At 58.5% G+C, this 13,110-nt stretch carries 12 protein-coding genes; 8 read left to right on the forward strand and 4 right to left on the reverse strand.

The genetic code is table 11. The features are described 5' to 3' along the window. Window positions 1-104: 104 nt before the first annotated feature. Window positions 105-1,463, forward strand: coding sequence for an MFS transporter (locus ABXH05_RS00255; protein WP_353559259.1), 1,359 nt, complete (start codon window positions 105-107; stop codon window positions 1,461-1,463). On the opposite strand, the gene ABXH05_RS00260 is transcribed toward ABXH05_RS00255, so the two are convergent. Continuing rightward, window positions 1,457-2,620 carry an acyl-CoA dehydrogenase family protein gene (locus ABXH05_RS00260; RefSeq protein ID WP_353559260.1) on the reverse strand — a complete coding sequence of 388 codons (1,164 nt, stop codon included), beginning with the start codon at window positions 2,618-2,620 and terminating at the stop codon, window positions 1,457-1,459. The two genes, ABXH05_RS00255 and ABXH05_RS00260, sit on opposite strands and share 7 nt — an antisense overlap. Window positions 2,621-2,690: 70 nt before the next feature. Between ABXH05_RS00260 and ABXH05_RS00265 the strand changes: the two genes are divergently transcribed. The 3 genes from ABXH05_RS00265 (at window position 2,691) to ABXH05_RS00275 (ending at window position 5,893) form a co-directional block, all read left to right on the forward strand. Next, window positions 2,691-3,155: a MaoC family dehydratase gene (locus ABXH05_RS00265; RefSeq protein ID WP_353559261.1), complete on the forward strand. Its 465-nt coding sequence runs from the start codon at window positions 2,691-2,693 to the stop codon at window positions 3,153-3,155. Beyond that, window positions 3,155-4,018, forward strand: coding sequence for an HpcH/HpaI aldolase/citrate lyase family protein (locus ABXH05_RS00270; protein ID WP_353559262.1), 864 nt, complete (start codon window positions 3,155-3,157; stop codon window positions 4,016-4,018). The genes ABXH05_RS00265 and ABXH05_RS00270 overlap by 1 nt, the downstream gene beginning before the upstream one ends. 144 nt (window positions 4,019-4,162) lie before the next feature. Beyond that, entirely contained in the window at window positions 4,163-5,893 is a 1,731-nt protein-coding gene (locus ABXH05_RS00275; protein ID WP_353559263.1) for a WS/DGAT/MGAT family O-acyltransferase, read from the forward strand. Window positions 5,894-5,925: 32 nt separating this feature from the next. Here ABXH05_RS00275 and ABXH05_RS00280 read toward each other — a convergent pair whose 3' ends face one another. Continuing rightward, window positions 5,926-7,314 (reverse strand): MATE family efflux transporter, encoded by a 1,389-nt coding sequence (locus tag ABXH05_RS00280; protein WP_353559264.1) that lies wholly within the window; start codon window positions 7,312-7,314, stop codon window positions 5,926-5,928. A 232-nt stretch (window positions 7,315-7,546) separates the two neighbouring features. Here ABXH05_RS00280 and ABXH05_RS00285 point away from each other — a divergent pair, with 232 nt between their 5' ends. From ABXH05_RS00285 to ABXH05_RS00300, 4 genes are all read left to right on the forward strand, one after another. Then, window positions 7,547-7,819: a hypothetical protein gene (locus ABXH05_RS00285; protein ID WP_353559265.1), complete on the forward strand. Its 273-nt coding sequence runs from the start codon at window positions 7,547-7,549 to the stop codon at window positions 7,817-7,819. 51 nt (window positions 7,820-7,870) lie between these two features. After that, entirely contained in the window at window positions 7,871-8,782 is a 912-nt protein-coding gene (locus tag ABXH05_RS00290) for an alpha/beta fold hydrolase (protein WP_353559266.1), read from the forward strand. 82 nt (window positions 8,783-8,864) lie between these two features. Beyond that, complete coding sequence (locus tag ABXH05_RS00295) at window positions 8,865-9,479, forward strand: DedA family protein (protein ID WP_348141481.1); 615 nt, start codon at window positions 8,865-8,867, stop codon at window positions 9,477-9,479. Window positions 9,480-9,511: 32 nt separating this feature from the next. Then, window positions 9,512-10,642: a hypothetical protein gene (locus ABXH05_RS00300; protein WP_353559267.1), complete on the forward strand. Its 1,131-nt coding sequence runs from the start codon at window positions 9,512-9,514 to the stop codon at window positions 10,640-10,642. An 18-nt stretch (window positions 10,643-10,660) separates the two neighbouring features. Here ABXH05_RS00300 and ABXH05_RS00305 read toward each other — a convergent pair whose 3' ends face one another. Both ABXH05_RS00305 and ABXH05_RS00310 read right to left on the reverse strand, forming a co-directional pair. Beyond that, window positions 10,661-11,248: a nitroreductase family protein gene (locus ABXH05_RS00305; protein ID WP_353559268.1), complete on the reverse strand. Its 588-nt coding sequence runs from the start codon at window positions 11,246-11,248 to the stop codon at window positions 10,661-10,663. 80 nt (window positions 11,249-11,328) lie between these two features. Next, window positions 11,329-13,065: a hypothetical protein gene (locus tag ABXH05_RS00310; protein WP_353559269.1), complete on the reverse strand. Its 1,737-nt coding sequence runs from the start codon at window positions 13,063-13,065 to the stop codon at window positions 11,329-11,331. Between the last annotated feature and the right edge of the window lie 45 nt (window positions 13,066-13,110).

Genomic DNA, 13,110 nt, shown 5'->3' on the forward strand with positions numbered 1-13,110 from the left:
GACTTCGGCGCGAATAGCGGCCCCTATTTTCCTATCTCGGCGTCCTGAGACACCACCCGACCGCCACACATAAGGATCGGTCGATTGTCATTGGGAGACCGAGCATGACGACACAGACACTTGATCACAGCGGCCTTGGCGAAGGGCTGTCGAGCAGCCGCAAGGCACGACTAGGATGGATCCTCTACGCGCCGGGCAATGAAACCATAAATGTCCTGCTGCTCTACTTCATCATGGCCCCTTACCTCACCAATGTTGTGGTGGGAGACGGGGTGGCCGGCCAAACCCTGTGGGGATGGATATCCGCCTTCGGTGCCATCATCGTTGCCATCGGTGGACAGATACTCGGCTCCGCAACGGATGTGATCGGCGGTCAGAAGCGGTTTATCTCGGGCTTCGTGCTGATGGCATCAGCAGGCGCTGCCGCCCTTTGGTTTGCAACGCCCAACGCGGGTACGGGCCTCGTGATCCTGATGTCTGTGGCGACGCTTGCCATCATGGTCGGGGCGGAACTTACCAGCGTATTGCACAACGCGATGCTGCCCCGTCTCGCACCAAGGCATCTTGTGGGCCGCCTGAGCGGAACGTCCATTGCGACCGGCATCGCCTGGGGACTGACGGTCCTTGGCGCCTATATCGTGCTGTTCATGATCCCCGAAGTGCCGTTTCTTGGCCTCGACAAGGCATCTCACGAGCATGACCGGATTTCCGGTCCGATAGCAGGCGTCGCTCTTCTGCTTTTCACCGTTCCACTCCTTCTGCTGACACCTCCAACCCCTATCAATCGGGTGTGTCTGCCGATCAAGCGGCTGACATTTGGTGTGCTTGGCGAAACCTACAGAAGCCTGCGCAGCCACCCGCGCATCGCCGGCTTTATCATTGCCCGGATGATTTATCAGGACGGCATTGCCGTCGCCCTGGCGTTTGGCTCCATCTACGCCGCAGGTCATTTCGGCTGGGACGGTCTGGAGCTTGGGATATTCGGCATGGTGGTGCTTGGCTCTTCAGCCATTGGCGCGTTCATTGGCGGCAAAGTGGATGATCACATTGGCGCCAAACGCACAATCCTGATCTCCCTGCTCATCCTTCTGACCGGCATCATCGGGCTGGTCAGCATTCCGGCACCTGCGGAGGCCATCAGCGGATTTCTGGCGACGCCGCAGGAACAACTGTTCATCGGACTTGCCTGCGTTCTGGGTGTCTCCATAGGCCCGGCCCAAGGCTCCGGGCGATCCTTGATGGCGAGACTGGCGCCTGCAGGCGAAAGCGGCCGCTGGTACGGAATCATGGCGCTGACCGGAAATGCTGTTGCCTTCACCGGACCTCTGATGGTCGCCATCGTGACCGATGCCACGGACAGTCAACGCGTGGGCCTGATGGTTTCACCGGTTCTGATCTTCATCGGCCTGCTGGTGCTGCTCAAGGTTGAGAACGACAATCCGAAAGGTCCGCAGCCTCAATAGCTCTTGGGCAACCCAAGCACCCGTTCGGCCAGGAATGACAGAATGAGTTCCCGGCTGACGGGTGCGATGCGGGCAATCATGACTTCGCGCAGGTAGCGCTCCACATGAAACTCCTTGGCATAGCCCATGCCCCCATGGGTCATGACGGAGCGCTCGCACGCGGTGAAGCCAGCCTCTGCCGATAGATACTTTGCTGCGTTGGCCTCGGCCCCGCAGGGCTTGTCCGCGTCATACAGATGCGCCGCCTTCATGCACATGAGCCAGGCTGCTTCCAGTTCTGCCCAGCTTGCAGCCAGCGGATGCTGAATGGCCTGGTTCTGACCAATCGGCCGCCCAAACACCTCACGCTCCCGCGCATAGGTCGTTGCGTGTTCAAGTGCCAACTGGCCAAGCCCCACAGCTTCCGCACCAATCAGAATGCGCTCCGGGTTAAGGCCATGCAGCAGATACTGAAAGCCCTTGCCTTCTTCACCGATCAGATCGGCGGCAGGCACCTTGAGACCGTCAATAAACAGTGCATTGGAGTCGACGGCCTTGCGGCCCATCTTGTCGATGACATGCACGTCCACCGCGGAACGATCCATGTCCGTATAAAAAAGGCTGATGCCATCCGTAGGCTTGCGCACATCTGCCAGTGGTGTGGTCCGTGCCAGCAGCAATATCTTGCTCGCGCTCTGAGCCGTGGACGTCCACATCTTGCGGCCATTGATGACGTAATGATCGCCCACCCGCTCCGCCCGGGTTTCAATGGCTGTGGTATTGAGGCCCGCATTGGGCTCGGTCACACCGAAGCAGCACCGCTCCTTGCCGGCAATCAATGGCGGCAGGTGTCGTTCCTTTTGCTCGTCCGTGCCAAACACAACCAGAGGCATCGGCCCAAACATATTTATGTGGATGGCGCTGGCCCCTGAGAAGCCTGCGCCGGACCGCGCAACCGTGTGCATCACCAGCGCAGCCTCCGTCACCCCAAGCCCCGCGCCGCCATAGGCCTCCGGCATCGCAGTGCCCAACCAGCCGCCGGATGCCATGTCCGCAACAAACCCATCCGGAAAAACGCCATCCGTATCGCGCGCCAGCCAATAGTCGTCCCCATAGGCGGCACACACCTTGTTGACGGCATCCACAATGGCCTGCTGATCGTCGTTTAGCTCAAACATGGATCTTCCCGGTTGACGTTGTTGGCAGTCACGTATTTACAGTCATGCCCCAAAGAGCACGAGGGTGGAAATGGCTGGATTGTATTTTGAAGAGTTTGAGGACGGGCTGGTTATTGACCATCCGATCCGGCGCACCATTACCGAAAGCGACAATACGCTGTTTTCGGCGATGACCATGAATCCGGCAGCCCTCCACCTTGATCATCACTACGCGGAAACCCAGACCGAGTTCGGCAAGCCGCTGGTGAACTCGCTCTTCACCCTTGGACTGATGATCGGCCTGTCGGTCCATGACACCACCATGGGCACAACCATCGCCAATCTCGGCATGACTGATGTCGTGTTTCCAAAACCGCTGTTTCACGGCGACACGATCCGGGTGGAAACGACTGTCATCTCCAAACGTGAGTCAAAGTCGCGGCCGACCCAGGGCATCGTGACCATGGACCACGTCGCCTTCAATCAGCACGGCGATGAAGTGGCGCGGTGTCGCCGTCAGGCTTTGATGCTCAAGAAACCGGAAGACAAATCCTGATGCGATCTCTCCTCTTTGTACCTGCCGACAGTGAGAAGAAACGCACCAAGGCGCTGGATACACAGGCCGACGGCATCATCCTTGATCTTGAGGACTCAGTAGCTGAAAGCGCTAAGGCAGATGCGCGCGCGGACACAGCCGCATTTCTGTCGACCGGCGACCGAAACGGCAAAGCCATCGTCGTGCGGGTGAACCCGATGGATGGCGACTTCTGCGAAGCTGACGTGGCGACCATTGTCCCTGCCCGCCCCGATTACCTGATGCTGCCCAAGGCAACGCCTGAAGGTGTTCAGGACCTCTCCGACATGATGACCGCCCATGAAACAAAGGCCGGCATGGATGTAGGCACCATCGGCGTCCTCACAGTCTCCACCGAAACACCCGCGGCGCTCTTCGCCATGGATGGATATGTCCACGCACCAGACCGGCTGGCGGGTCTGTCATGGGGCGCGGAAGACCTGGCTGCCGAATTGGGGGCAACGTCCAACCGGCGCGCCGACGGCACCTACACGGACATTTTCCGTCTGGCCCGTTCTCTCACTCTCGCAGCAGCCAGAGCTGCAGGCGTTCTGGCCATCGACGGGGTCTATACGGACTTCAGGAATGAAGACGGCTTGCGTGCTGAACTGGCTGACGCAGTGCGTGACGGGTTTGATGCCAAGCTCGCGATCCATCCTGCCCAGGTGCCCGTCATCAACGAAGCGCTGACGCCGTCACCTGACGAAATTGCCCACGCCAAAGCCATCGTGGACGCGTTCGATGCAGCACCTGATGCAGGTGTCCTGTCCCTCGACGGCAAGATGCTGGATCGTCCGCACCTGCTGCAGGCCAGACGCGTACTCATGCGCGTGTCGCAACCCTGATCTTCGGTGCTGCAGTGCAAAATTCACCATGCACGCATTGTGTGCGGTGCAGCAATTGTGTAAACACTTGGAAACAAAGGCTTTCCGGCGTTATGGTATTCGAAAAGCCAAGGAAAACAGCGCTTTTCATCAGGGAATGCCATTATGCGTCGCTTGAACATTCAGGATTCCGCCTTTCTCACCGTCGAAACTGACGAGAGCCCGACCCACGTTGCCGGACTGCAGATCCTCGAACTGCCGCCACGCTACAAAGGCAATTTCTTTCAGGACATGTTCGATCGCTTCGACCTGTCCGCCCCTCCCCAGCCTCCCTTCAATCTGAAGCTCGGCGGCGACCTGTCGCGCCTGGAGCTGACACCGCGCTGGGTTGAGGATCAGGATTTCGACCTCGATTACCACATTCGTTTCGTCCGCCTGCCGGAGCCCGGCACGATGGAACAGCTAACGACATTCGTCTCACGCCTGCACGGCCAGCGCCTCGACCGCAACCACCCTTTGTGGGAGTGCTATTGCATCGAAGGCATCGAGGGCAATCGCGTGGCCATGTACATCAAGGTGCACCACGCCCTTGTTGATGGCGTTGCCGCAACAGCGATCATGTCTTCCACATTGTCACGGTCTTCCCGGAACAAGATGGAACAGGGTTTCTGGCAGATGACGCCCAAACGGGCAAAAGTCCCTGCCAAGCAGCCAGTCAAGCAGGACATGCTCTCGCTCGCGACAGAGTCACTTGGTCAGGTTGTTGAAGGCGTTGGAACGACAACGCGCACATTGGGTGAACTCGGCGGCCGGATGCTGCGTGGCGGGTTCCACATGCTGTCCGGTGACAGTCGCGAAGCACCGCTCCCCTTCCAGTCTCCCAACACGGTGTTCAACACAACCATCACGCGGCATCGCCGCTTTGGGGTTGCAACCCTGCCGCTGAGCCGGGTCAAGGATGCCGGCAAGAACCTTGATGCCACCATCAATGATGTGGTGCTGGCCATTTGCTCCGGCGCCTTGCGCAAATATCTCAAGCTGCACAATTCCCTGCCGACCAAGCCACTGACGACCATGTGCCCGGTATCCGTTCGGCCCAAGGACGCTGTGCAGGAAGGCAACTCGATCTCCATGATCATCACCACACTGGCAACAGATGTGGAAGATCCGCTGGAACGTCTTGAAGTCATCAAGCGGTCATCACGGGCAGCAAAGGACAAGGTGAACCACCTGTCCCGCGAAGCCGCCACAAACTACTCGCTGCTTCTCAATGCAGCCGTGCTCGCAACCAACGCCGTTGGCCTTGGCGGTACGGTTCCACCACCAGCCAATCTTGTCATTTCCAATGTGCCGGGTCCGCGCGAACAGCTGTTCATCAATGGTGCAAAGCTGGTGGCCAACTATCCGATGTCCGTACTGGTTCATAGCCAGGCCCTGAACATCACCGTCACAAGCTACATGGACTCCATCGACTTCGGCCTGATGGCTGACCGCGAGACCATTCCCGACGTGGATGTCATGGCGGAAATGATCACCGAGGCGGCGCTCGATCTGGAAGAAGCGTTTGAGCGCAAAATGGAATTGCAGGCCTTCCAGGCATCTGAAGCCCTGGCAGGTCACAAGCGCCTGAAAGAAGCCCAGGCTGAAGCACAGGCCAAGGCGGATGCAAAGCGCAAGCGCAAGGCCAAGTCAGCGGCCAAGAAGACCGCCGCCAAGAAGAAGGCCGCGCCAAAGACAAAGGTGAAGGCAAAAGCCAAGCGGACTTCCAAGCCAAAGGCAAAGGCTTCGCCACAGGCGGACAACACCAACAAGGCTGAAACAGTCGCCGTGACGGCAACAGTGGACACCCCTGTGCCCACGCCTCCCGGTGAGAACTTCTCATCAGCTGCTGAGTAACCGACGCCTAACGTGATTGCCGGAGGGTTGGCCTAGTTGGCCAGCCCTCCTGCACCCCCCCGCCCCGCAAGGGAGCGAAACCGCAGACTGATGACAAATGCGGAAAAGACGCTGGCAACCAGGAACGCTTCGAGCAGTCCGATGGGCCCACGTTCGAGATACAGCCCCAGATACCAGGCCAGAGGCACCATGATCCCAAAGTAGGAGATCAGGTGAAAACCTGTTGGCACCCAGGTTTCCCCCATGCCGCGCAAGGCACTGGCCATAACCGTCTGTACGGTGTCTAGCGGAAGTATGATCGCGATGAAGGCAATCATGCCTGCCGCAAGCATGATGAGGTCCATGTCGTCGCCATAAGCACCTGCAATCGGTTCGGCAAACACGATCAGGACAGCACCCAGCACGGTCATCACCATCAGGTTGAAAACCAGCCCGGTCCACCCGGCAACGGCCATCTGATCTTTGTCGCGCTGGCCATAGTAAAAACCGACACGCACAGCTGTAGCCGTGCCAATACCGATAGACACCATGAACGCCACCGCAAAAGCATTGAACGTCACGGCATAGCCCGCAAGCGCAATGGGCCCCATCAGCCCGGCCATCAACTGCATGATGGAAAAGGCCGCGTTCTCCGTGCCCAGGCTGGCACCTGCCGCATAGCCCAACTCACGCTGACGCTTGCCGCCGTTCCAGAACGTGCGCCATTTGTCCGCGACACGGCGGCGAATGCCAAACTCTTCTCCGTCACGCAGATGCCAGATGTACAAATTGACCACCAGTGCCTGGAACGTCCACACGGTTGCCGTGGCAATAGCCGAACCGACAGCCCCCATGGCAGGGAACGGACCGACGCCAAACACCAACACCCAGTTCGCCAGAATGTTCAGCAGGTTTGCTGCGATCATGATGATCATGCCAGGCAATGGCCGCTTGATGCCTTCAAGGAAGTAACCGCCGGCAACCGTCATCAGGAGGAACGGCAGCGCGATGCCGAGTACAATGCTGACCTTGCCGCCTTCAAGCGCCAACTCATCCGACTGCCCCGTCAAAGACAGGATGGGTCCCCCAAAGACGCAGAAGATGAGACCAAGGCAACCAAGCCCAAAGGCATAGGGCACGCCCCGTCGCCAGGCCGCGCCACAGGCATGGTGCTCACCGGCCCCATAGGCGTTGGACGTCACAACGAGCTGCCCCATGATGCCACCGAGCAAAAACAGCATCACGAAGGCATAGGGCACATGACCAATCGCCTGAAAGGCGAGCTGCTCCGAGGAGAAATTGCCGACCATAACCGTGTCCACCACCGACATGGTCAGCACACCACCGCGCTGCACCATCGTGGGCGCGGCAAGACGCATAAGCTCCAAAAGGTGCGCACGGTAGAGCGCCAGACGCTCGGCAGAAAATGAAACCAGGCTCATGGAGAAGACCAATATGAGGCAGTGCGGGCGGGTGCCCGGCATGGCAGGGCTGCGCACGCTATCATGCCAAATGCGGCAGGGAAGCCCGTTCATGTCACACCCGCCATGCGTCACGCATGTTGGCAGGCCGCACCGCACATTAGGCAAATCTGTCGTGTAAACTTGTCTGGTATCAACACAAGTGCTCACCTATCTCCAGAAGGGTCTCTAAATCGACCGCAGGGAGGACATTATGCGTACCAAGCTGATCACTTTTCTTATCATCGCAGTTCTAGGCGCTGCAGGTGTCTGGCAGATACTTCAAACAAGCCAGCCCGGCGCGATCGTGTTCGGAGCATCCATGTTGCTGGTCGGCATCGCAGTTCTGTTTGCCCGCACCTCAAAATCGTCAGGGAAGAAGCCATCCGACAAAATGCCACCACATGCGGTGGCATTTCGGCAAAGCCGCGCCATGGTGCGGGGTCAGGATGGCGAGATCCAAGGACTTCCCGGCGGGCCAGCCTAGCGTTGATCCAGACCAAACTGCGTCTTTCAATTGCCTGAGGTAACTTCCTGAATGACGTCCCCTGTTTCCACGCGTGTGGTCAAATCGGCGCGTCCCTCTTCTGCAGATGATCGCAAGCGCAAATCGCGCTCCGTGCACACACTCAGCCTCATCGCTGCCAGTCTGACAGGCGCAACACAATTTGCCGGCGCACAGACAGCTGAGACAACTGACCTCATTCACTATGAGTGGAATGACACGCGCATGGTTGCGCAACGCGCCGGTGATCCCGACGGCACCCGGGTCATCTTCATTCATGGCACGCCTGGCTCAGCCGGAGCGTGGGAGGACTATCTGTCCGACGTGCCGGACGGCTTTGAATACGTTGCCGTAGACCGCGCGGGATTTGGCGAAAGCGGGCCGGACGACGCCGTGACGTCCCTTGCAGACCAGGCGGAAGCCCTTGCCCCCCTGGTTGACGGCGCAAATCGCGCGGGCGTTGTTGTCGTGGGACACTCTTTAGGCGGGCCGGTGGCCACCATGCTGGGCGTGTTGCGCCCACACAGCATCAAAGCACTTGTGATTGTGGCAGGCTCTTTGGACCCCACATTGGAAGAAATCCATTTCATGCAGCCAATTGGCGAATGGTGGGGCGTGCGCCACATGCTGCCGCGTATGATCCGCAACGCAAATCGTGAATTGATGGTGCTGGAGGCCGAACTTGAAGCCCTTGCGCCCTTGTTGGTGAACCTCAAAATGCCAATTCAGGTGGTGCACGGTACGCAGGATAATCTGACGCCATTCCAGAATGTGTCGTACATGGAGGCGCATTTCACCTCTGCCCCCCTGACCGTGACCGTTCTTGAGGGCCAGAACCACTTTTTGCCCTGGAATTCCAAGGCAGAAATTGATGCAGCCATTGACCGGGCCGCCAATTCCAGCCAATCAACACCCTCTGAAAGTGAGCTTTCAGAAACACCGTAACCTACCTGAAACGCGATTTGGGCGATCCTGCCAAGACGGGTAGATTGCCCGCGACCTGATTCACTCCTGCGCCGGACACCATATGGACCTGTCCTACGAAGGGCTCCTGGCCCTCATCGAGTCGTTTTCCGACAACCAACTGCTGGTGATGTTGGCAATTACGATCGGCACCCTCATTCTTGAGGATGCGGCAACGGTGACGGCTGCCCTGTTGGCGTCAGAAGACGTGCTGCCTCATAGCGCAGCGCTGCTGTCGCTCTATGTCGGCATACTTTTCGGTGACCTTGGTCTCTATGGTCTGGGGGCCGCCGCGGCCCGTTGGCCGCGGGCGCGACGTTGGGTGTCAGAACACAGAATAATGCGGGGCCGGGAGTTTCTAGAAGGCTCCCTCTTCGTCACGTTATTTGGTGCACGATGTATCCCCGGCATGCGTCTTCCGACCTATACGGCAGCAGGATTTGTCGGCATTCCCTTCCCTCGTTTTGCCCTCTATGCAGGCGCATTGGCTGCTGGCTGGTCCACGGGGCTCTACACCATTATCGCCATTCTGGGCGAAACAGTGCTCAATGAACTGGGGCCTTGGCGCTGGGGCGTTGCCGCACTTGTGATTGCCCTGGCCATTGTGTTGCCACGCGTTACAGAGAAAATCATCAAGAGCCGCAGTCAGAAAAAGGCTGCGCCGACTGATACGCCCTAAGGGCACCTTTTCTTTTGCACGACACGAAACCAATGACCGGCACTGCAATTCCACCCAACCGCCCCATTCATGTCGGCATGCCGCCTCTCGATATGTCAGGCCCACCGGTTTCATTTTTTGAGTTCTGGCCGTCCTGGCTGTTTTACGCCCCCATCGCCCTTCAGTGGTGCTGGCTGGCCCTGCGCTATCGCGGACCGGGGCTGGCGCTCCTCGCCAATCCGTCGTTCCCCGACGGCGGCATGGCTGGCGAAAGCAAACTTGAAATCTTTGATATTCTTGAAGGCAAGGCCAAGGAAGCTACCGCCCGCTGGGTGCCTCTCACGCGCACGACTGCCGATGATGCAGATGGTGCCGTTGATCTGGAAACTGCCTTAAGCGCCCTGCGGGACAAACATATTGAGCTGCCCATTGTTGCCAAGCCGGACATCGGCTGCCGCGGTGTTGGTGTGCAGCCAATCAGGTCGGTCGAAGATCTGAGGGCCTATCTGATCGGCTTTCCCGCTAGCGCCAGCATGGTTCTACAGGAAATGATTGAGCACGAAGCAGAAGCCGGCGTGTTCTACATTCGCCTGCCGGGCGAAACCAAAGGTTCCATCTTCTCATTGACGTTGAAATACTTCCCCCACGTCATCGGTGATGGCGTTTCAACCCTCAAGGAGCTCATCTCTGCTGATGGTCGTGCTGGGGTACTGCAACACATCTACCTGCCCCGTCACTCGCACCAGCTCGACAAGGTATTGCCAAAGGGTGAGCCCTTCCGCCTTGCCTTTGCGGGCAGCCATTCCCGCGGCACGATCTTCAGGGATGGCGCGGCTTTCATAACCCCGCAGATGGAAGATGCCTTTGACGACGTCGCAAAGAGCATTCCCGAATTCTATATCGGGCGATTTGATGTGCGCTTTGAGAGCATGGAAAAGCTGCAGCGAGGCGAAGGCTTCAAGCTGATGGAAATCAACGGGGCCGGTGGCGAGGCAACCCACATCTGGGATCGTAAGACCACGCTGCGCCAAGCCTACGCCACCTTGTTTGAACAGAACCGGCTTCTGTTTGAAATTGGCTTCCGCAATCGCAAACGTGGTTTCAGGCCACCAAGCATCTGGCGGCTTTATGAAGCGTTCAGGCGTGAGCAAAACCTCTATGGCCGCTACCCGCTGACCAAGTAAAACAGGGCTGGCGCGCGATCAAAGTTCAGGGCGCCAATGGCTCATGCGGTCATCAAGGTCCGGCCGCACCCGTTCGTTTGGAGGCGTGACGACTGACCCGAAATACATGAAGCCCGCCACACGCTCGTTCTCATGCAGGCGCATCGCCTGCAGAACCATGGGATCATAGGCATACCATTCGGTCAGCCACTGCCCGGCCAGCCCCATGGCGGACGCAGCGTTGAGCATGTTCTGGCATACCGCACCGGACGACAAAATCTGTTCCCACTCGGGTATTTTGGAGTCTGGATTCACCACAGAGATGACAGCGACGACCGCCTTGGCTCGGGTAAATCGCTCGCGCTCGAACTGCCGCCGATCATCTTCGTCGGGCATACCGCTGGCGAGATAGGCTGCCTCCAGCACACCGCCGAACTGAGCGCGCGCACTTCCCTCAAAGACGATGAAGCGCCAAGGGCCCAGCTTGCCGTGATCCGGCACACGAAGACCGGCCTTCAGAATGTCGGACAACTGATCTGCATCCGGACCGTCCTGCCCCATATCCCGGGCAACAATGGAGCGGCGCTTTTTCAGAAGCTGGACGAGGTCGTTGGGCGAATTGGTCATACTCACAAGCCTACAGGTTGGCGATCTTCACCCGCCAACGTAGTGGCTTTGCGTGCAATCGCAAGCAGAAGCCACGCAAACTACTGAGAGACAGTACCCTCAATATCCGCGCGGATTTGCGACGCTGGAGACGAGAGCAATCCAACCACGTCGATGTCAGGCGGGGATATTTTGCCTGACCCCTTTGCACCAGAGCGCAACTGCGCCAATGAAAAATCCATCCGCACATCGTAGGTCCGTTCGGTTTGATTGCGCAGACGCTGCTCGGCCTCGTACCAGGCACGCTTGGTATTGCCATCTTTGCAGGACGCGAGTTCCGCAGGATCAGTCGCACCCCAGCGCCGCTCCGGGCAGTGGTACGGGTCAAACGACAGATCAAACAGCCGGTTCTGCACCTCATCAAACCCAAGTTCGACGGGGGCGCCCGCAGAGTTTGTATAGGTGATGGAGCAAGCAGCCACTTCCTGACGATAAACAGAAAGCAGATCAGCGCGCACATCTGTACCGGTGTACTTCACCCGTTCACTGCCATTCTCGACAAGCTCCACGAACCGGGCAATCTCGTCGCGCAGCTCTACAAAGGATGTTTTCAGCCGCGCATCACGTGACGGCGTGGAATAGGTTTCCCACTCACCGCTCGTCCCATAGATGTTCTGAGGCAGGCGCGACGGTTGTGCCTTGCGGTTGATGCCGCCGGAAACCGCTTCCTCTACCGCATACACACGATAGGTCAGGTCATCACACAGACCGCGCATCATGTTGCGCGTTTCTGTCAGCGGATCATAGACGAGGTTACGCCCGGCAACCGCCGTGCGGACCCAGTCATAATAGTTGAGCCGCTGACCATTGAAGGCAAAGGACGCTCCCTGCCACTGACGCTTGTTCTGCGTGCCATTGCCAAAATATTGATCGACTGAGAAATCTTCCAGATCACTATTTTGCGTATAGGTATATCGGCCACCGACGAGACTGCCATCCGGTGCCCGTGTGGCACCGACAAGCTGAACAGGGCGCCAGTTCTTGAACCCCGCGCCCATTGTAGGCCTAGCTCGCACAAACTTGCGGCCATAGACACCACGGGTGATTGAATTGTCCGGGTGGGCGTCGATGTAATGAATGCGTCCGTCTGGATCGACCCGGTACACGACTGCTACATGACCATTGGGGTCATAGATGTTTGTGCCCGGGCGAATGGAACGTGGGTCAACGCTGCTGGAATAGTGATCCGCTGGCAGGCCCCGCTTCTCTTCAGGGTGATAGCGATACATCGCCGTCGACACGTAGTTCGAGACCCGGCGCAGCACATCCGGCCCGTCCATGGGTTGCTGGCCAGGCCAGTTGATTACCACTGCTTTTTCAATGATGCGGTTGCCCGATGCCACATACCGCACGTCGCGCGTATAGCCATTGGGGGCCACAGCAGAAGCAAAGGCGAACGGCAGACCATTCATCCACGCGAAATAGCCGCGCAGGGTGTAAGGCAGGTCCGCGCAGTCTGCAAAGTAGTTCACGCCGCGCGGGTTGCTGCCGCGATAGACATTGGCGGCATGCTTCAGGCACTGATCCGTCGTGCGGCAGTTGCTTTCACCAATGGCCGTGATGAAATCCTCGTAGGCCTTCTCATCAGTTGCGGTCCAGCGGTCACGCAGGATGCGCCACGACCGGTCTGTCCGGACCGGCGGCAGTGGTGCCGCAGCGTCAGATGACTGGTCAAACTGTGTTGGATTTGTCTGGGCGAGTGCAGCAGAGGGAGCCGTGGCACCGGCCAAAGAAACAACACCCGCAACAATTGCGGACGCGCAAATTCGAGATCGCATACCCAGCCCTTCGATTTCTTCAACAGCACCCGGGTAGAAGGTTAA

Source organism: Pyruvatibacter sp. HU-CL02332 (assembly GCF_040362765.1).
Taxonomy (GTDB): domain Bacteria; phylum Pseudomonadota; class Alphaproteobacteria; order CGMCC-115125; family CGMCC-115125; genus Pyruvatibacter.